The 20088-nt window shown below is 49.3% G+C and carries 19 protein-coding genes and 1 pseudogene; 18 read left to right on the forward strand and 2 right to left on the reverse strand.

What is annotated here, in order from left to right; all coding sequences use genetic code 11:
- Window positions 1–470 precede the first annotated feature (470 nt).
- On the reverse strand, window positions 471–848 hold the full coding sequence (locus GFER_RS16595) for a hypothetical protein (RefSeq protein ID WP_040101167.1): 378 nt from the start codon (window positions 846–848) through the stop codon (window positions 471–473).
- Here GFER_RS16595 and GFER_RS16600 point away from each other — a divergent pair.
- From GFER_RS16600 to GFER_RS16680, 18 genes and pseudogenes are all read left to right on the forward strand, one after another.
- Window positions 847–1161: a nucleotidyltransferase family protein gene (locus tag GFER_RS16600; RefSeq protein ID WP_040101168.1), complete on the forward strand. Its 315-nt coding sequence runs from the start codon at window positions 847–849 to the stop codon at window positions 1159–1161. The two genes, GFER_RS16595 and GFER_RS16600, sit on opposite strands and share 2 nt — an antisense overlap.
- Window positions 1158–1526 carry a HepT-like ribonuclease domain-containing protein gene (locus GFER_RS16605; protein WP_040101169.1) on the forward strand — a complete coding sequence of 123 codons (369 nt, stop codon included), beginning with the start codon at window positions 1158–1160 and terminating at the stop codon, window positions 1524–1526. The genes GFER_RS16600 and GFER_RS16605 overlap by 4 nt, the downstream gene beginning before the upstream one ends.
- Before the next feature lie 336 nt (window positions 1527–1862).
- Entirely contained in the window at window positions 1863–2051 is a 189-nt protein-coding gene (locus tag GFER_RS16610; RefSeq protein ID WP_040101170.1) for a hypothetical protein, read from the forward strand.
- Window positions 2036–2332 carry a type II toxin-antitoxin system RelE/ParE family toxin gene (locus GFER_RS16615; RefSeq protein WP_040101171.1) on the forward strand — a complete coding sequence of 99 codons (297 nt, stop codon included), beginning with the start codon at window positions 2036–2038 and terminating at the stop codon, window positions 2330–2332. Before GFER_RS16610 ends, GFER_RS16615 begins: the two co-directional genes overlap by 16 nt.
- A 672-nt stretch (window positions 2333–3004) precedes the next feature.
- Window positions 3005–4159, forward strand: a complete 1155-nt coding sequence (metK, locus tag GFER_RS16620; RefSeq protein ID WP_040101172.1) for a methionine adenosyltransferase — start codon at window positions 3005–3007, stop codon at window positions 4157–4159.
- 2 nt (window positions 4160–4161) lie between these two features.
- On the forward strand, window positions 4162–5502 hold the full coding sequence (locus GFER_RS16625) for a lipopolysaccharide biosynthesis protein (protein WP_040101173.1): 1341 nt from the start codon (window positions 4162–4164) through the stop codon (window positions 5500–5502).
- Between the two features lie 31 nt (window positions 5503–5533).
- Complete coding sequence (locus GFER_RS16630; protein ID WP_139172204.1) at window positions 5534–6766, forward strand: adenine nucleotide alpha hydrolase family protein; 1233 nt, start codon at window positions 5534–5536, stop codon at window positions 6764–6766.
- Entirely contained in the window at window positions 6753–7508 is a 756-nt protein-coding gene (locus GFER_RS16635; RefSeq protein ID WP_040101175.1) for a class I SAM-dependent methyltransferase, read from the forward strand. Before GFER_RS16630 ends, GFER_RS16635 begins: the two co-directional genes overlap by 14 nt.
- Window positions 7505–8647 carry a glycosyltransferase family 4 protein gene (locus GFER_RS16640; RefSeq protein ID WP_040101176.1) on the forward strand — a complete coding sequence of 381 codons (1143 nt, stop codon included), beginning with the start codon at window positions 7505–7507 and terminating at the stop codon, window positions 8645–8647. The genes GFER_RS16635 and GFER_RS16640 overlap by 4 nt, the downstream gene beginning before the upstream one ends.
- Window positions 8644–10098, forward strand: a complete 1455-nt coding sequence (locus GFER_RS16645) for an O-antigen polymerase (protein ID WP_040101177.1) — start codon at window positions 8644–8646, stop codon at window positions 10096–10098. The genes GFER_RS16640 and GFER_RS16645 overlap by 4 nt, the downstream gene beginning before the upstream one ends.
- A gap of 5 nt (window positions 10099–10103) precedes the next feature.
- Complete coding sequence (locus tag GFER_RS18000) at window positions 10104–11231, forward strand: glycosyltransferase (protein ID WP_161807427.1); 1128 nt, start codon at window positions 10104–10106, stop codon at window positions 11229–11231.
- A complete protein-coding gene (locus GFER_RS19615; protein ID WP_161807428.1) occupies window positions 11224–11808 on the forward strand; it encodes an acyltransferase in 585 nt (194 codons plus the stop codon). The genes GFER_RS18000 and GFER_RS19615 overlap by 8 nt, the downstream gene beginning before the upstream one ends.
- The gene (locus tag GFER_RS16655) at window positions 11805–12965 is read left to right on the forward strand and encodes a glycosyltransferase (protein ID WP_052446535.1); all 1161 of its coding nucleotides are present in this window, start codon (window positions 11805–11807) and stop codon (window positions 12963–12965) included. Before GFER_RS19615 ends, GFER_RS16655 begins: the two co-directional genes overlap by 4 nt.
- A 24-nt stretch (window positions 12966–12989) precedes the next feature.
- Window positions 12990–14084 carry a non-hydrolyzing UDP-N-acetylglucosamine 2-epimerase gene (gene wecB / locus GFER_RS16660; protein WP_040101178.1) on the forward strand — a complete coding sequence of 365 codons (1095 nt, stop codon included), beginning with the start codon at window positions 12990–12992 and terminating at the stop codon, window positions 14082–14084.
- 114 nt (window positions 14085–14198) lie between these two features.
- Window positions 14199–14576 (forward strand): annotated as a pseudogene (locus GFER_RS16665) (GxxExxY protein).
- Window positions 14577–14708: 132 nt separating this feature from the next.
- Complete coding sequence (locus tag GFER_RS16670) at window positions 14709–16847, forward strand: bi-domain-containing oxidoreductase (RefSeq protein WP_040101179.1); 2139 nt, start codon at window positions 14709–14711, stop codon at window positions 16845–16847.
- A 344-nt stretch (window positions 16848–17191) separates the two neighbouring features.
- Window positions 17192–18652: a heparinase II/III family protein gene (locus GFER_RS16675; protein WP_200889360.1), complete on the forward strand. Its 1461-nt coding sequence runs from the start codon at window positions 17192–17194 to the stop codon at window positions 18650–18652.
- A 1-nt stretch (window position 18653) separates the two neighbouring features.
- Entirely contained in the window at window positions 18654–19856 is a 1203-nt protein-coding gene (locus tag GFER_RS16680; RefSeq protein WP_040101180.1) for a glycosyltransferase family 4 protein, read from the forward strand.
- Here GFER_RS16680 and GFER_RS16685 read toward each other — a convergent pair.
- On the reverse strand, window positions 19853–20083 hold the full coding sequence (locus tag GFER_RS16685) for an AbrB/MazE/SpoVT family DNA-binding domain-containing protein (RefSeq protein WP_040101181.1): 231 nt from the start codon (window positions 20081–20083) through the stop codon (window positions 19853–19855). The genes GFER_RS16680 and GFER_RS16685 overlap by 4 nt on opposite strands.
- Between the last annotated feature and the right edge of the window lie 5 nt (window positions 20084–20088).

Consider the following 20088-nt stretch of genomic DNA (forward strand, 5'->3'; position numbering starts at 1 on the left):
GCTGGGCTATCTGTCACCGGCCGCCTACGAGCAGCAATATTTCAAAGAACTACGAGCAGCATAAAGGTTTGGTGTCCGCTATTGACGACCGACCCCAAGTCGCCGTTGCCCATCAGCATCGTGATCCTGATTATTGGGTGGATCGGGCAACTTAAGTCTTGCTATTGCTATTGCTATTGCGAGAATTTGACCATTCAACACTTGAAACCCATGTATGGTTTTTTGCCTCTGACCCTACGGCGCGAGAATTAAAGGTCGTCACCGCGACGGGCGTGAGGCAGGTTTTTGGGTTTGGGTTTCACGCAGAGCCGCCAAGGCGCGAAGAAGGGCAGGGGGCCGATTTGCCCTGTTTTTGGTGGCGGAGTTGACGTTGTAAGATATTAAATGAGTCGCTTTTTTGTGCATTTTGTCGTAGAAACAGGTAGTTGGTTTGGTCCGACCCCGGAATCCCCGGAAAATTCGTCTCCCTTTTATTGATGAGGTTCAAGATCTTCAAGGTCATTTTTTTGAACGCAGATAAGGTCAAAGGCATAAACCCGATAAATTCGCAAGGTGTACCCAGATAAAGTTTCAGGGTTTTGAGGTATTATCCTGAGATTTGGTTTAAATGTTTTCATCTGCGTAAATCCGCCTTTATCTGCGTTCACCAAAAAGTCTTTCCCCGCGTTCATTGTGTTTTGAGAGTGCGCAGCGAACGGGCGTGAGGCAGGTTTTTGGGTTTGGTTTTCACGCAAAGCCGCCAAGACGCGAAGAGGGGCAAATTCCAATTGCGGGCGATGAAGGGTAAAGAGCTTGTCAACAATAAAGATTTGACCCCATTTCTGTTTCTGTGCCTCGGGAGAAATCATGGGAAGGATAAAAAAAGAAAATCTCGATGTGCAACAGGTGGCTGAACGTCTCCGTCAGGAAATCCCGCGTCTGCGCCGTGAATACTCAGTTCGATCTCTTGGCCTATTTGGGTCATACGTTCGTGGTGAGCAACGTCGCGGCAGCGATCTCGATGTTCTGGTTGAGTTTTCTGAAGTGCCCGGAATGCTGCGCTTTCTTGATCTTGAACGAGATATCTCACGGTTAGTTGGCATACCTGTCGACCTGGTGCAGAAGGAAGCCCTCAAACCTGCTATCGGCCGGCGAATCGAAAAAGAAGTTCTGCCGATATGAAAGAGCCGCGCTTGGTTCAAGATTATCTGGGCGATATTCTCGATGCGATGGATAAAGCTGAGGATTTCACTGACTCAATGAACCTTCAGGCATTCAAGAAAGATGATAAAACCGTTTTTGCTGTCATTCGGAGCCTGGAAATCATTGGCGAAGCGGCTAAAAAGATACCGGTTCATTTGAGACGGAGATTCCCTGATATCCCGTGGAAAAGCTTAGCGGGAATGCGCGACAAGTTGATTCATGATTATGTCGGTGTGAGTCTTGAGGTTGTCTGGCGCACCGTAAAGGAGGATATCCCAACAGTGCGGCCACGTTTGAACGATATGCTGGAGGCAGTTCGGGACGAAGAGGTTAATCGTCCTTGAGACATGGAAGATGGCCCAAAAGGGTATAGTCCTGGCTCCTTGGCTCTCTTTGCGGCTTGAGTGAGGGTTAGCGAGCGGGCGTGAGGCAGGTTTTAAAAGATCGGGCTTCACGCAAAGCCGCCAAGGCGCGAAGAGAGACATATGCCAACCGGGGACAAAGAGGGATGAAGGACTTGTCAACAATAAAGATTTGACCCCATCTCTCCTGGAGACCCTTCAGACTCATTTCATTTTGGAAAAGGCTAAGGGTCGCTTTTTTGGGTATTTTGTCGTAGAAACAAAAGGTTGGCTTGGTCAGGCCCCGGTAGGGTCCGACATGTGAAGGGGTAGTTGCCGATGAACACCGCCAAGGAAGAGGTCAGGGATCTTCTCGACAGGCTTCCCGAAGACTGCTCGCTGGAAGATGTCCAGTATCATCTGTATGTTCTGGAAAAGATCAAGCATGGCCTAAGGGTGGCTGAAGATCAGAGTGTCTATTCACAGGAGGAGGCGGAACTCCGCTTGAAAAAGTGGCTCACCGAATAGTCTGGTCTCAGCAGGCGTTGTCCGATGTCGAGGAGATTGCTGAATATATCGAGAAAGACTCACCGTTTTATGCACGATCCGTTGTGGCCAGGATCGTCGCTGCGACTAGGCTTTTGGTGCAGTACCCACTATCTGGGCGGGTAGTTCCCGAGATGAGAGACGCTGCTATTCGCGAAGTGTTTGCCGTCAATTACCGGATTATTTATCGAGTTGAGGAGACCGTGGTGACGATTGCTGCCGTTGTTCATGGCAAAAGGTTGCTGGACACTGGCGGGGCCTGATTTTCACTTTGCGTCCTCGCGGCTTGAGAGAGCGCAGCGAACGGGCGTGAGGCAGGTTTTATGAGTTCGGGTTTCACGCAATGTCGCCAAGGCGCGAATAGAGATATACCCACCCGCGGGCAAAGAGGGATGAAAGTCTTGTCAATATTAAAGATTTGACCCCATCTCTTTGACGAGTTGGTTCAGGGTTGCGTTGCGGTCGAATGTGATGAGGACGTTCTTGGCGAATTGAGTACGGTTTGCCTTGAAGCCCGCTACCCTTCGGACTTCGGCCTGTTGCCTCATGGCCGGCCTTTGCCGAGCGACATCGCGCGGTATCGGCAAGCTGTAAAAGCAATTTACGATAAAATCAGTTGTTTTCTGGAAAAGCCCTGATTATTTGGTCGATTGAGGACATGTTTAATGCGTGTCATGCTTGAAAGGTTCTCATCTGCGTAAATCCGCCTTTATCTGCGTTCACCAAAAAGTCTTTCCCCGCGTTCATTGTGTTTTGAGAGTGCGTAGCGAACGGGCGTGAGGCAGGTTTTTGGGTTTGGGTTTCACGCAAAGCCGCCAAGGCGCGAGAGGGGCAAATTCAAATTGATGGACGTAGAAGAACAAAGGGTTTGTCAACAATAAAGATTTGACCCCGTTTGCTCGGTTCAAATAATACACAGAAAAAATGGAGATTTCATGTCAAGACTGACGACTTTTACTTCAGAATCGGTGTCTGAGGGGCACCCCGACAAGATGGCTGATCAAATTTCTGATGCCGTCCTCGATGCTATTCTGCGGCAGGATAAAAACGCGCGTGTCGCCTGCGAAACCATGCTGAAAACCGGTGCGGTGATTCTTGCCGGGGAAGTGACCACTGGCGTATGGGTAGATTTGGAAGAACTGGTGCGCAAGGTGGTGACCGATATTGGCTACGACCACTCAGATCTGGGTTTTGACGGCAATACCTGCTCCGTGAACAATATGCTCGGGAAACAGTCCCCGGATATTGCACAGGGTGTCGATGAATACGAGGGCCATGAGCAGGGCGCCGGCGACCAGGGATTGATGTTTGGTTTTGCCTGCGATGAAACCGATGTGCTTATGCCCGCTGCCATTACCTACGCCCACCGCCTGGTGCAGCGTCAGAGCCAGCTCCGCAAAAAAAGGATTCTCCCCTGGCTACGCCCCGACGCTAAGAGTCAGGTCACCTTACGCTACGTCGACGGTAAGCCGGTCGGTGTTGACGCTGTGGTGCTGTCCACGCAGCATGATCCAGACATCTCGGCCAAGGATCTTAAAGAAGCGGTCATTGATGAGATCATCAAGCCCGTTCTCCCCGCAGAGTGGCTGGATAATTCAACGCGTATTCATGTCAACCCCACCGGCCGCTTCGTCATCGGTGGTCCCGTCGGGGATTGCGGCCTGACCGGCCGAAAGGTTATCGTAGATACCTATGGTGGGTTTGCACGCCACGGAGGAGGTGCCTTTTCCGGAAAGGACCCTTCCAAGGTGGATCGCTCCGCTACCTATGCCGCCCGTTACATTGCCAAAAATATTGTGGCCGCAGGATTGGCCAGCAAATGCGAACTCCAGGTTTCCTATGCGATCGGTGTCGCGGAACCGACCAGTGTTGCCGTTGACACCTTTGGCACCGCCGTTATCGACGAGGAAAAGATTGAGGCGTTGATTCGTCGCCATTTTGATTTGCGGCCCAAAGGGCTGATTGCCATGCTGGATCTGCTGCGCCCCATCTATCAGGCAACTGCAGCGTATGGGCATTTTGGCCGCAACGAGTTTCCGTGGGAACAAACCAATAAGGCCGAGGAATTACGCCAGGATGCGGGGCTCTAAGCTTGTTGGCGAAAGCTTTTAGATCCATCGGTTCGCCGCGCCAGTGGGTGCAGGATGACCTGCTGCGGCGCCTGTTCAAAAATGCAGCCGTCTTGTTCAGTGGCAATATGATTGCCTCCCTGCTGGGGCTGGCATCCCTGGCGTTGACTGCCCGCGCGTTGGGTGTCGAGCAGTTTGGTTTTTTGGTGCTGATCACCACCTATGTGCTGATCGTCGACAGGCTGGTTAATTTTCAGAGTTGGCAGGCCATTATCAAGTACGGCGCGGATGCTTTGGAGAAAGAGCGCCGTGAGGACTTCAAATCCCTCATAAAATTCGGGTTTCTGCTGGATGGCGCAACGGCGGTTCTGGGGGCGGTTGTAGCCGCCTGCGCTGCCTGGTTCGTGGGGCAGTGGCGTGGGTGGGATGACCAGCTTGTGCTGATGGCGGCTCTGTACAGTTTCACCATCCTTTTTCACATCAACGGCACCCCGACGGCTATTCTCAGGTTGTTCAACAAATTCAAACTGGTGGCTTACCAGAATGTCATCGCCTCGGTCATTAAGTTGGTCGGCGTGACAATCGCGTTTTTCAGTGGGGCGGGGTTGTGGGCATTTCTGCTGGTGTGGGCGGTGGTCGATGTTGTCGGCAAGCTTGTTCTGGTTTTCTTCGCTGGACAGGAATTGACGGCAAAAGGGTATCGGGGGCTCTGGGGGAGCAGTACCAAGGCCATATCTCAAAAATTTAAAGGGATATGGGCGTTTGTTTGGACGACCAATATTAACAGCTCGATACGCATGACGTCGCGTGAGCTTGATGTCATGATCATTGCAGGTTTTCTTGGGCCGGCGGCAGTCGGGCTTTATAAAATTGCCAAACAGTTCGCTTCGGTTATTCAGAAAACTATAGACCCGCTTTATCAAGCGATTTATCCAGAACTTGCAAAGCTTTTTACGAGGGGCGAGATAAAAAACTTCATTTTTTTCGGCCTTCGCTCATCACTGATTGCCGGGATGTTTGCGGCCTTGGTCTGGCTTGGATTTTATTTCTTTTCAGAATACATTTTCCTTTTCACGGTAGGCGCTGAATACCTGGATGCCGTAGGCGTTTTGCTCTGGTACATGATGGCAATCGTTGTTGCAACAATCGCCTTTCCGCTGCAACCCGCCATGCTTGCCATGGGTCTACCGCATACAACCTTTTGGGTCCATATCGGCAGCACCATTGTTTATTTTTCTGTGCTTTATGTCGCCTTGCCTTCACTTGGCCTCATCGGTGCCGGGGTGGCTTATTTAGTTTATTATCTGAGTTGGTCTTGTGCCATGTTGGCCATTGAAGCTTATTTGCTGGCAAGGAGGGTTTGAGTTGAAGTGCGTCCCCCTAACAAAGGATGAAGTGAACGCCTTTCTTCATTTCGGATATTTACCGAGCCCAAAGCCTGTCAATGTGGCCGGCTTGCTTTCCCGTTACAATATCGCACCTAAACCCGAGGAAAATAAGGCTGACGAAAAGAGTTTGATTGAGGAAGGATCAGGCATTCTTGATAGCATTTTTGCCGATATAGCTAAAAAAATTGAAAATAAGAAGGTCGTTATCCCGATAAGTGGCGGGATGGATTCACGGGGCATATTGGCTGGTCTTTTAAGGCATTTGCCGAAAGAAAAAATTCAAACTGTGACTTTGGGCATTCCCGGGGCGCTGGATTACGAAATCGGGCAACTGGTTGCAAAAAAAGCAGGGGTACACAACAAGGCTATTGATTTAAATGAAATCAGGTTTTGCGAAAAAGAATTGATTGAATACGCCAAGTGCTTTAATCGACCGATCGCCTTGCTGGAAGGTTATCTGTTTAGTCAGGTATTTAGGGGCTTTGGAAGCGAGAGTGTTTTTCTAAGCGGATTTTTGGGGGAGGCGCTAACCGGCGCACATTTGCCCTCTGTGGAAAGTAAGACGTGGGAACAGGCCAAAGAAGTTTTTTCTAAATGGAATAACTATACAAAGGGTGAATATGGTTGCCAGCTAAGCGAAGCATTGCCTCTTGGTGAATATTATAGAGGGAACCTCTCACTGGATGACCAGTTGGATTTTTTTATTCGGCAAAGGTTCTACATTAGGCCCCTTGTTTTACAAAAAGGTTATACACATATTGCCCCATATTTGAATGAAAAATGGTTTGACTTTGCTCTTAATTTGCCTAGGAATTATCGCGAAAACCAAAGTATTTTTAAGAAAATTCTTTTATATAGTTACCCTGAGCTTTTTAGTCTGCCTCTTAAAAACAATAGAGGTTTGCCGTTGACAGCAGGGAGTTTTGCTCTTTTTCAAAAGAGGGTGAGAAATAGATTGACATTGATGGGGAATAAATGTCTGCCAGCATTAATTCCTAAGCCACCTCATGGCTTAAATTATATAGACTTTGAACAGGGCTATTGTAATAAAGAGGATCTTAAGCGGCTTGCTGATAAGTCTTTACATGATCTTGATATGCGCCAGTTAATTGACTGGATTGATATAAGAAAGATATGGCAAGAGCATCTTTCCAGTGGAGAAAACCACGCCCAGATTATTTCACTTCTAGTTTCCCTAGAAATTTTTTACAAGGCACATGAATATAATGAAATTACGTAATAAATTTGAGATTCAGGATTCTCAATATGAGTTTCCTTATCACTATATCCCCCATTTTGACAAAAATGGCACTCCAAGTTTGATGCGTAAACTCAATTGGGGGTTCGACTACTTGTGTTACCAAAGGCATATCAGGGAGAAGGTTTCGGAAATAAATCCCCGGTCCGTTCTTGAGGTGGGTTGTGGAGACGGTTATTTTATTGGGAATCTGCCGACGAGCATTCCTGTGCGTGTTGGTTGCGACCTATCTGAAAGGGCGATTGCCTTTGCGAGGGCTTTTCATCCAAATTGCCAATTTTCTGCTTCGGATGTTGGGGAGTTGGGCGAAAAATTTGATATTGTCGCCGCAATAGAGGTTTTAGAACATATTCCTGATGATTTAATCGCCAGTTTTTTTTGCAAATTATCGGAGCGCCTCGAAGAGAATGGCAGGATTGTTTTGTCTGTCCCAACGACGGTCATTCCGTTAAATAAAAAGCATTATCGCCACTACACATTGGACCTTTTGGAAAAACAGTTAGGGCAAAGCGGGGCGATGCTGGAAATAATTGAGCACGAGTATATTTATAATAAGCCCATCTGGTTTGATTTTTTTAAAAGAACTTTTGACAACAGGTTATTCAGTTTTGAACTTAAACCTTTTATGCGGCTTGCCTGGAATTGTGTTTGGAAGAAAAACAGATATGCCAACGGTCAAAATGGCTATCACTTGGTTGCAATCATCGGCAAGGCGAAAAAGTGAAAATCGTTTATATCTCCAGCTCAGCCATCCCCTCTCGCGCTGCCAACAGCATCCACGTCATGAAAATGTGTCAGGCCTTTGCGAAGAACGGCCACGAGGTTGTGTTGCTGGCGCCTGACCGGAAGGCAGAATATGAGCCTAGTGTGGGGGATTGTTATGAATATTATGGTGTGGAAAAATGCTTTGAAATTGTAAAAATCCCATGGCTTCCCTTGAAAGGGCGAGGGTATATTTATGGGTTTTTAGCGGCACGAAAGGCAAAAGAATTAAGCCCGGATCTTGTGTATTGCAGGAATGCGCCTGGTTGCTATTTTGCGGCAAGGTTTGGTCAACCAGTGTTTTTTGAATCCCACGCGCCACTTGAAGACGCTGGTAAAATTTCTGACTGGATGTTTCGAAAGATTATTAAAGATCCCAATCTTCAAAAATTGGTAGTTATTACCAATGCGCTCAAAGATTATTATGAAAAAAACTATCCCGCAACCAGAAATAAAATCCAAGTGGCCCCTGATGGTGCTGACCCAATCCCTCCCGATATCGAGCCTGTTGTTTTTCCAAATGCAGGGAAGCGGTTGCAGGTGGGATACGTGGGGCATCTATATAGGGGGCGTGGTATTGAACATATAGCAAGCCTCGCTTTGGCCTGCAGAGAATGGGCCGATTTTCATGTCGTGGGAGGGGGGCAGGATGACCTTGCCCGCTGTATTTCAGAATTTAGTTACATCGACAATCTATATTTTCATGGTTTTTTGCCATACGTGGATGCTCAAAATTTCCGAGTCGGCTGTGATGTTCTAATTGCCCCTTACCAAGAAGACATAAGTATAGCGGGGCTAGGAAAGGGAAATACATTGCAGTGGATGTCCCCATTAAAAATATTTGAATACATGGCTGCGGGAAAACCGATTATATGTACAAATTTTCCAGTGTTACGAGAAGTACTCGTTGACAAAAAAAATGCCTTGCTATGCCATTTTTGCAGCCAAGTGGAATGGATAGAGGCACTGGCAAGCATAAGAGACGATAGTTTTTTGGGCAAATCGCTCGGGGAAAACGCCTATTCTGACTTTATTAAAAAATATACGTGGGGCTCGCGGGCACAGCGATTGATGAGTCAGCCAGATAAGAGTTTGAGTTGATTACAAAACCAGAATTTATAGCATTTCAGGGTTTTTCGTACTTTGCGTTGCTGGCTTTTATTGCGCTGGTCGAATATAGGCGAAATAAAAACAGTATAATAGATTTTTTGTCTATTTTTAATTTTGTTTTTTGTGTGTTTTATGTGATTTCGCCTGTCGTTAGTTTATTTATTGCTGAGGATTTAGTATCAATTCATAATCTTCGTGGTTTAAAATTTTATATTTCCCAGTGGTATACGCCCCTGCTTGCATGGTTCGGCTATCTCTCATTTTTGGCCGGCTATAATTTTACACCTATGAAATTTTACATTGTCTCAATGCGCTTTAAGGTAAAAAAACTGCCGTTCCTTTATTTTTCTTTTCTTATGATAATTTTCGGCATGTTTATTCTGTTTTCTTTTGATTACGGGGGCGTTAAGAATATGGTGGTGTCCCTTGTGTTGTCGAGACATTCAGGGTTGAATGTTGAGACAGGTACATTTGCTTTTCTTTGGAAGTTAATCAGGCCCTTAAGTGTCGTTGCCTTATATGCGGCATTCTTATTTTTTATTAAAAACCTAAGTAGAGTTCATTTTTTAAAAAGAAAATCGTTTTGGATTTTTTTATTAGCACTGTCCTTGTTTTTGGTTGTTGGCTTCGCACACGCGAGTAGAGGTTTTTTGTTTTTTTCACTTTTTGGGCTTATGGTTATTTTTGCTAATTTTGAAAAAAAAATTCCATGGAGATTCGCATTTGCTTTTTTCACTGGATTGCTCCTTCTAATAGTATATGGAAAAGCCTACATCGCCACTCTTGGTCATTATTTAGCAATTGGTGATATGTCCGCGGCTCAGCAAATTTCATTACAGCGTTATAGTGTGGTTAGTGAACTATATCCCGTTTTGCTAGAGTTTTCTCGTTACACAATCCACGCTGTAAATTCCATGCAAGCAGGTGTTGTGGAATTTGGTAACTATGAATTGCGACTTTTTTACAATGATATTTTGTCTGCATTAATATCACAGGTTCCTCAAGGCCTTCTCGGTATAAAACTTCAAATACCAGAACATGCCGCTATATTAACTTCTGAGATTATAGCCGGCAACCCTAATTATGGGTATGTTCCGGGGCTTATTGGTGCCTGTGTTTTTTCTCTATTTATCCCAGGTATTTTCTTTGGCTGTTTTTTATATGGGGCTATGTGTAAAGTTTTCCATTGTTTCTTCCACGATAATATCGATAGATCATTTTTTATTTATGCAATTTATGTAAAGATCTCAATTTCACTTTCTCTTTTCATCAGCACTGGAGTTTTAACAAACATAATCAGCGGAAATATGGGAATTTTTGTAGCACTGTTTTTTCTTTTACCCTTTCTGAAGATTAAATCTTCTTGTGATGGAAATTTTGTTTCCAATATAAATCATAAAGGGATAATACGACATCTGCCGCTATACAATCCGAAAGGATAATGTTTGTGAAAGTCATTATCGTTGGTAACGGGCCCACAACAACTAAAGACGGTCATTTCTATAAGGACAAGCACACTGCACATTTCCTTAAGGATGCCGCAGGGCTCTTTAAGGCTACTTCTTGGCTGGAACCTGTTGTCTCGATCAGAGACCTTGAAAAGGGAAATTTGCTCGCTTCCGAAATTGATTCAAGGGTGGCTTTGCTCAACAAAGCGACTGTGAGGCATGGAAGATTTGGCAAGGTTTTTGATTATCTACGGCTTTTTTCCCTCTTTTTGGCTGAGGCTAGGAGAAGTGATTGTGTCTATCTTTTTTTTAACGGTCATTTGCCGTGGCTTTGTGCATTGACTTCTGTTCTGGTGCGTAAACGCTTTGGCCTTTATATCCGGTGTGACTTTACACCTCGTAATTTCTTTGATCGAATGATTGTTACACATGCGCATTTTATTTTGGCCAACGGTGAGGAGTTGGTTTCCAGGGTAAGGCCATTCAATCCGCGAGTCAATTTAGTAGCCCCTATGATTGATTTTTCGGCAGACGACCTGTTCACTCGCGATGTGGATCGATTTGGAAAAGCAATAAAACTATTATTTGTTGGCAGGTTAGAGCGAGCCAAGGGTGTTTATGTGTTACTTGACGCGGTATCAATTCTTTATAAAAAAGACATTGTAATTAGCCTGGATGTTGTTGGGGGGGGGGCGGAATATGATGCGTTAGTTGAATATTCAACGCGCCTTGGTATTTCAAAATCTGTACACTTTCATGGTCTGATTAAAGATAAAGACAAGCTGAAAAAAATGTACCAAGGTGCTGACATTTTTGTTTTGCCAAGCTTTAATGAGGGTTTCCCGAGAGTGGTTTACGAGGCAATGCTTTCTTCGCTACCGATTATTACAACTGCGGTTGGCTCTATTCCTTCTTTGCTTGTACATGAAAAAAGCGCACTGTTTGTGCCAAAAAATGATTCGAACGCACTTGCAGATGCAATTGAAGTTTTAATCAGAAATTCACAATTGCGAAAAATTCTATCAGATGGCTCAGCTTGCGCCATACTTGAGTACCTTTCTCGGTTTGATGTGACCCATGCGATGCAGGTTAAAAAACAGTTCGGGGAGAAGATTGCCAGTGTTTAACAAAGTTTGGAATGGTCAGTTGAGCGGACTGCCCATAGCGCTGTTTTCGATAGCCCGTTCGTTGTTTTTCAGAATTTTAGATCTAATCAGCACTTGGTGTCATCGTGGCAATTTGGGTAAATGCGGCAAAGGCTCTATTGTACAGTCAGGCACAACAATCCGTCACCCTGCGCAGGTCTCACTTGGGAAAAATGTCCATATTGGAAGGGGTGTTTATCTCGGAGCTGAAATCTCTAACAATTTAAAGCTTGAGGATGGGGTGCAAATAAACAAGGGTTGTCATATAGATTTTTCGGGCGGTGTAGTCATCCGTAAAGGGGCCCTTTTGTCTGAGGACGTAATGATTCAAAGTCACGACCATGGTATCGACCCAAGAAGTAAGCCTGTTGGTTGTCCGCTTGAGATAGGGGCTAATGTATGGGTTGGTGCTAGGGCTTTAATATTGCACAACGTTAAACATATTGGGGATGGTAGCGTCATCGCAGCGGGGGCTGTAGTTACTAAGCCAGTTCCTCCTCGTGCGATTGTTGGTGGAAATCCGGCAAAAATCATTAAAAAAATGGAAAATGGCAATTGAAGGTATTGGTTTTTGTCGAATATTATCTTCCCGGCTACAAATCCGGTGGCCCCATCCGCACCATCTCCAGCATTGTAGAAACTGCTGGGAGCGATTTTCAGTTCCGGATTGTCACCAAAGATCGCGACTCTGGTGAGGATGAATCATATCCATCCGTTTTTCCTGATTCATGGAATCAAGTCGGGCTTGCCAAAGTTTTTTACCTAAGTCCTAAAAGGCAGACTTTAAGGGGTGTTTATGATGTTTTGCGAGAAGACTCCTTTGGGGTTTTGTATTTAAATAGTTTCTTTAACCCTGGGTTCACGCTAAGACCTTTTTTGGCAAATATCTTTTTTTTCCGTAAACCAACCATCCTCTGCCCCCGTGGCGAATTCTCACCCGGAGCTTTAGGAATCAAATCGCCAAAAAAGAAATTGTACATTTGGCTTTTTCGTTTCTTGGGATTCCATAAAAAGATAATCTGGCAGGCGACCACCGCAGAGGAGGCTGCGTTGATCCAGGATGTTTTCGGTACAGGAATCCAAATTAAAATAGCCCAGAATATTTCTCTGCCTTCTTTGTCCTCTGGTGATTTCCTTCCCAAATCCTCGCCGCTGAAAGTAGTGTTTCTCTCGCGTGTCTCCGAGAAAAAAAATCTGATGGGAGCTTTGCAATCGTTTGCATCTGTTCAAACGGGTGTCCGCTTTGATGTTTATGGCCCAACCTCCCGTGCAGAGGATATCGCTTATTTGAAAGAATGTCAGAGGGTAGCATCCGCATTGCCAAAGAACATAGATGTTCGGTTTTGCAGCGAAATCCACCACGATGATGTGGCCACGACCCTGTCACGATACGATCTTTTCTTTTTGCCTACGCTCGGAGAAAATTTTGGGCACGCAATTCTGGAAGCGCTTGCTGCGGGTTTACCCATACTTATTGGCAACACCACGCCATGGCGAAACCTTGAAGAAGCAGGTGTCGGCTGGGATATCGACCCCTACGATCACGCGGCTTTCGCCGATGCCATTGAAAGTGTTGCCAAGCTTTCGCCGGAAGATCATTTGTACATGCGTAAGAAAGCTTTGGCGTATGCCACCGGATACGTCGAAAATAGTGAAGCTGTAGAGCAGACAAAAGCCCTCTTTCAATTTGCGCTAAACAGTTCTGAACAGAAATAATCGCAATCGAGTATTCAGAATCCCATGACAAAAACAATTGACCTCATCGCCGGCGCCCGCCCCAACTTCATGAAGATCTCCCCAATAATCGACGCCTTAAAGCTGGCCGAAGCCAGTGGCGGGCAACTCCGCTACCGCCTCATCCACACCGGTCAACACTACGACCACGCCATGTCCGGCGGGTTTTTCGAACAACTCGGCATCCCCGCCCCGGACGTCAACCTTGAAGTCGGTTCGGGAACCCAAGCCGAGCAAACCGCCGCCATCATGGTGCGCTACGAAAAACTGTTGCTGGAGCAGCGCAGCGATTTGTGCCTGGTGGTGGGTGATGTCACCTCAACCATGGCCTGCTCTATCGCGGCGCGCAAGCTCGGTGTTCCCGTGGCGCATGTGGAGGGCGGAATTCGTTCCGGTGATTGGGCCATGCCCGAGGAGATCAACCGGGTAGTGACCGATTCCATTACCAACTGGTTTTTCACCACCAGTGCCACTGCAGGCGACAACCTGCGGCGTAGTGGCGTGGCTGACGAGAATATCTTTTTTGTCGGCAACACCATGATCGATACCCTCATGAAGCAGATGCCCCGCTTCCGCCTACCGGAGTTCTGGCAGGAACTGGACCTTGAATCCGGTAACTACTTTGTCGTGACCCTGCATCGCCCGGCCAACGTGGATGGCGAACATCATCTGCTGCGCCTGCTGCAGGCCATCTCCAAGGGAACGGCGGGGTTGCCGATCATCTTTCCCGTTCACCCGCGCACTGCAAAAAATCTTCAGAACCTGGCAGGCCAGATTCCCAACATTCATTATGTCGATCCCCAGGGTTATCTGGAATTCAACTATCTGGTCAAACACGCCAAGGGCGTGATCACCGATTCCGGCGGCATCACGGAGGAAACCACCGTCATGGGCATCCCCTGCCTGACCCTGCGTGACAACACCGAGCGCCCCGAGACAGTCACAATCGGCACCAATGAACTGATCGGCACCGATCCCGCCAACCTTGCCCCGGCGCTTGCCAGGTTGATGGCGGGGCAATGGAAAAAAGGGGGGATTCCTGAGACGTGGGATGGACGTGCGGCTGAGCGGATTGTTGGGCATTTAGAAAATCTTTTGTAGATTCTGTCTCACGCAAAGCCGCTAAGGCGCTAAGAAGGACATAAAAGAAATGGGTTCAAGATTTACTTCGCGCCTTTGCGGCTTAAATGAGCATAGCGAACGGGCGTGAGACAAATGTCAGAGAATGAGATTGCGACGCAGATCGTCGATTCATGTTTCAAGGTGCATACGACTCTCGGACCTGGTTTGCTTGAATCTGTATATGAATCAGTGCTCGCTTTCGAGTTGACACAGCGGGGGCTCTCGGTCTGCAAGCAGCAACCCATCCCCCTGATTTATGCAGGCATGCAATTTGATGAAGGGTTCCGGGCGGATCTCGTCGTTGAAGATAAGGTCATCGTCGAGTTGAAATCGGTGGAAAAGGTCGCGCCAGTGCATTAGAAGCAATTATTGACCTACTTGCGGCTCAGCGACAGAAAGCTAGGTCTTCTGGTGAATTTTGGAGAGAACCTGATAAAGAATGGCATATCGCGGGTTGCAAACGGCATTTAAATCGCAGTCTCAGGCAAAGCCGCAAAGACGCAAAGAAGGGCATAAAAGAAATGGGTTCAAGATTTACTTCGCGCCTTTGCGGCTTAAGTGAGCACAGCGAACGGGCGTGAGATATTTTTTTGAGGGGTTTTAGTGAAACAGATATTACAAGATATGGCCAAAGGCGGCACTTCCATCGTCGAAGCCCCTTCTCCCACAGTCAGTCCCGGCACTCTTCTCATCAATACCACCACAACACTCGTGTCCGCAGGTACCGAGCGCATGCTGGTTGATTTCGGTAGGGCGTCCTATCTGCAAAAAGCCCGACAGCAGCCCGACAAAGTCAAGATGGTGCTGGAAAAGGTCAAGACCGATGGCTTGCTGACCACGGTCGATGCGGTGCGCTCCAAACTGGCCCAACCCTTGCCGCTGGGCTATTGCAATGTGGGAGTGGTCGCAGAGGTCGGCGCTGGTGTTGATGGGTTTAAAGTGGGAGATCGTGTGGTGTCCAACGGACCCCATGCCGACCTGGTCAAGGTGCCGAAAAATCTGTGCGCGCGCGTCCCCGAGAACGTGGATGATGAAGCAGCGGCTTTTACCGTTCTGGCAAGTATCGGCTTACAAGGCATCCGCCTGGTGGGACCGACTCTGGGTGAATCTGTCGTCGTGACCGGAGTGGGGCTGATCGGGCTTGTCACCGTTCAGTTGCTACGCGCTCAGGGGTGCCGGGTGCTAGCTATCGACTTTGACCAGGGAAAATTGGATCTGGCCCGTCAGTTCGGTGCCGAAATCTGCAACCCAGGGATGGGGGAAGATCCTGTCGCCGCCGGCATGGCATTCAGCCGCGGCCAGGGTGTGGACGCAGTCCTCATCACGGCATCGACTAAATCCAGCGATCCGGTGACTCAGGCAGCGCGTATGTGCCGAAAGCGCGGGCGAATCGTGCTAGTCGGAGTGACAGGCCTTGAGCTGAACCGGGCTGACTTTTACGAAAAGGAACTCAGTTTTCAGGTCTCCTGTTCCTATGGCCCAGGCCGATACGACCCGAATTACGAAGAAAAGGGCCAGGACTATCCCCTGGGTTTTGTCCGCTGGACCGAACAGCGCAATTTCGAAGCCATCCTCGATATGATGGCCACCGGGCGACTGGATATGCAGCCGCTGATTACCCACCGCTTTGCCTTTGAAGAGGCTCCGCAGGCTTATCAGGTATTATCGGATGACCGTTCGGCGCTGGGCATTTTGCTGCAATACTCTGCGGATGTTGCCGCACGCAGGGAGCGCCGGGTGGTGCTGCGCCCCGATGTTCAATTCACCCCGGCAAAGCCGACCATCGGTTTTGTCGGCGCCGGAAACTATGCCTCGCGCGTTCTGATCCCGGCCTTTAGGGCTGCGGGGGGGCAGTTTCACACCATCGTGACCTCCGGCGGTATCAGCGGTGTGATTCACGGCGACAAAGCCGGCTTTGCCGAGGCTTCGACGGATGTTGAAGCGATGCTGGCGAATGACAAAATCAACACGGTTGTCATCGTCACGCGCCACGACACCCACGCTCGCCTCGTCGCCCAAGCTCTCAAGGCAGGTAAGCATGTATTCGTTGAAAAACCCCTGGCCATTAACACCGAAGAGTTATCGGATCTGGAAAAGCTTTACGCGTCCCTCGTCCCTCGTCCCCCGTCCCCGCTTCTAATGCTCGGTTTCAACCGCCGCTTCGCTCCGCAGGTCCAGAAGATGAAAGAATTATTAGACACGGTCAAGGAACCCAAATCTTTCATAATGACGATGAATGCGGGAGCCATTCCGGCAGATCATTGGACTCAGGATATTTCCGTGGGCGGTGGGCGCATTATCGGCGAAGCTTGCCACTTCATCGATCTGATGCGTTTTCTTGCGGGGAGTGAAATCATTTCAGTTCAGGCGCGGCGCATGGGGAACCATCCCGGTGTTCAGGTCGTTGAGGACAAGGCGGTGATTACCCTGGGTTTTGCCGATGGCTCATTCGGTACCATTCACTATCTGGCCAATGGGGCGGCAAGTTTTCCCAAGGAGCGCATCGAAGTGTTTGCGGGCGGTCGGGTCTTGCAACTGGATAACTTTCGCAAGCTCAAGGGATACGGCTGGCCCGGATTCAAGAAGATGAACCTCTGGCGCCAGGATAAGGGGCAGAGTGCCTGTGCGGCGGTTTTTCTGACGGCAATCGAGCAGGGCATGTCGGCGCCGATTCCGGCGGATGAGATATTTGAGGTGGCGCGGGTCAGCATCGAAGCGGCGGAATTGTTGCGGGGGCAATAAATGCAAGGGCGTCTCACGCAAAGCCGCAAAGTCGCAAAGAAGGACATAAAGGAAAAAAGGCTTAAGATTTTCTTCGCGCCTTTGCGGCTTGAGTGAGCGAAGCGAACGGGCGTGAGGCTGGTTTAAAGGTATTTTACGAGTTCATTGTAGGTGTAATGCGATTTTCAGTACGACAATTAGAAAACTTACTCCGAATTATCCACACTGTTCGCTACCTGCGGCTGCGTCAAATTTTCTATCGCCTGTGGTATCGCTTGCGGAGTGCAGCGCCTGATCTGCGCCCTGCGCCTGTCGTTCGCCAACGCCAAGGTCTTTGGGCAGAGCCGACGGCCAAGCCCGTCTCGATGGTCTCACCAGGCCGTTTTCGCTTCCTTAACGTCGAATATTCTCTCGAATCCGCCACCGACTGGAATCACCCGCAACGCCCTAAGCTCTGGCTGTATAATCTGCATTACTTTGACGACCTGTGCGCAACAGATGCTGCTGCGCGCCGCGATGCTCATCTTGCTTTGATCCGGCGCTGGATTGCCGAGAATCCTCCGGCGGTTGGTAACGGCTGGGAGCCTTATCCCATCTCTCTGCGTGTCGTCAATTGGATCAAATGGGCGCTGGCCGGCAATGAACTCCCCGCCGAGGCGCTGGATAGTTTGGCTGTGCAGACCCGTTATCTGCTCAAACGGCTGGAGTATCATCTGCTCGGCAACCACTTGTGGGCCAATGCCAAGGCGTTGGTGTTCGCCGGTCTTTTTTTTGCGGGGGATGAGGCGCAGGCCTGGTTGAGCCGTGGCCTGAAAATTCTTGATGCACAGATGCCGGAACAGATCCTTGAAGACGGGGGGCATTTTGAGCGCAGCCCCATGTATCACGCGATTATCCTCGATGATCTGCTCGACCTGATCAATCTTTATCGTGCCTATGGGCGTGAGATACCCGTTGACTGGCTGGGGGCTCATGTATGCATGCGCGCTTGGCTGATCGCCATGAGTCATCCGGACGGTGATATTGCCCTTTTCAACGATGCCGCTTTTCAAATCGCGCCACGCTGGCAGGAGTTGGATGCTTATGCCGGGCGTCTGGATCTCGCGCGTCAGAGTTATCCCCCTGATCCTATTCTCCGGTTTCCGGAAACCGGCTACATCCGTTGCGAAAAGGGTCCGGCGGTGCTGCTGGTGGATGTCGCGCCGGTCGGCCCTGACTATCTGCCCGGCCATGCTCATGCCGACACGCTCAATTTTGAGCTCTCCCTTTTCGGGCAGCGGGTTTTCGTCGACAGCGGCACCTCGACTTATGAGAAAACAACTGAACGGGAACGCCAGCGCGGTACCACCGCCCACAATACGCTGACCGTCGACGGCGAAAACTCAACGGAGGTTTGGGGCGGATTTCGTGTGGCCCGCCGTGCCTATCCATTGGCATTGACATGCGGAATGACGTCCAAAGGGGTGTTTGTGGACTGTGCCCATGACGGCTATCGACGACTGCCGGGCAAGGTCGTGCATCGGCGACGTTGGGATTTCGTCGAAGGGCGTCTGACTCTGCATGACCGGCTGGAGGGCCGTTTCGGCCGGGCTCAGGCGCGGCTGCATCTGCATCCGGATGTGCAGGCGGAACTCGTGAACGATGACGGTTGGCGCTTATCTCTGGCCGACGTGCACGGCGTTGCAGTGCGCGTCATAGGTGCGGAAACGCTGCGCGTTGAGCAAACAACCTGGCACCCTGCCTTTGGTGTTGCGGTGCCGAATCAATGCCTGGTCGCTGAAATCGGTACGGGTGAGTTGGTTACGCAGATAGAATGGACAGAATGAGATGAAAATCCTGCTGTTGAGTTTTTACTATTCCCCCGACCTGTCCGCCGGGTCTTTTCGCACGACCGCCTTGGTCCACGCGCTCCTTGAGCAGTTGCCTGAAGGGGCGGAAATTGATCTGATTACCACCCTGCCCAATCGCTATCAGAGTTTTTCCAGTGAGGCTCCGGAAGAGGAGGCGCATGACTGTTTGAGAATTCGCCGGGTCAAACTGCCGGCGCATCAAAGCGGGATGGGCGATCAGACCAAGGCATTTATGGCATTTGCCAAGAAGGTTCTGGAGTTGACCCGTGCGGAGGATTACGCGCTGGTTTACGGAACTTCGTCACGTTTGATGACGGCGGCGCTCAGCGCCTATGTGGCGCGAAAAAAGAGTGCGCGCCTATATCTGGATATTCGCGACATTTTTGTCGATACAATCAAGGATGTTCTGCCAAAGAAAGCGGCGTTGGCCGCCAAACCGGTTTTCTCTGGGCTTGAACGCTGGACGATGAACCGCGCGGATAAAATCAACCTGGTCTCCGCCGGTTTTGCTGACTATTTCCAGCAGCGCTATCCGGGCAAGGAATTGTCATTTTTCACCAACGGCATCGATGACGTATTTATTGCTGCGGGGAAGGAAATCCATGAAGGTGAGCCCCAACGCGGTGCAGCACTCCAAGAGCCTGTCACGGTGCTTTATGCCGGCAATATGGGGGAAGGGCAGGGGTTGCATGCCATAATTCCCGAACTCGCCAATCGCTTGGATGGAAAAGTCAAATTCCGCTTGGTCGGCGATGGCGGTCGCCGGGCGCGACTTGAGCAGCGCTTGGCCGAGTTTGAGTGCCGCAACGTCGAAGTGGTGCCGCCCGTGAAGCGCGAGCAACTGCTGGTCGAATATCGCAACGCCGACATTTTGTTTCTGCATTTGAACGATTACGATGCCTTCCGCAAGGTGCTGCCGTCAAAGTTGTTTGAATACGCCGCGTTAGGCAAGCCGGTCTGGGCTGGGGTAGCAGGCTACGCCGCCGAGTTCGTCCAGGCCGAGATTGGCAATGCCGCAGTTTTTGACCCCTGCGATGTCGAAGCGGCGGTGCAGAGCTTTGATACGCTGAAACTCGAGAATGTCCAGCGTACGGGGTTTATTGAGAAATATGCCAGAGACAACATCATGCGGACCATGGCGGAAGATGTGCTATCACTTTTGCGTGATCGAAGGCATTAAAGGTCACGATATGCCTCCTCATCTGTGGCCGATTCCCATTCGCTGAGAGTTTGTTCGCGTGCCTTGGCAAAGGAGAAGTCTATGGGGCGCGCTTTTCTGATGCGAATCTGGTTGTCCTCAATGTCAAAAGCAATGGCACCTCCAGCTTTTAAGTGCAGAACTTTACGCACCGGGTCCGGGATGGTCGCTTGATACTTGGATGTGATTTTACTCGTCGCCGTCGGCATGGCAG

This window comes from Geoalkalibacter ferrihydriticus DSM 17813, from assembly GCF_000820505.1.
GTDB lineage: Bacteria > Desulfobacterota > Desulfuromonadia > Desulfuromonadales > Geoalkalibacteraceae > Geoalkalibacter > Geoalkalibacter ferrihydriticus.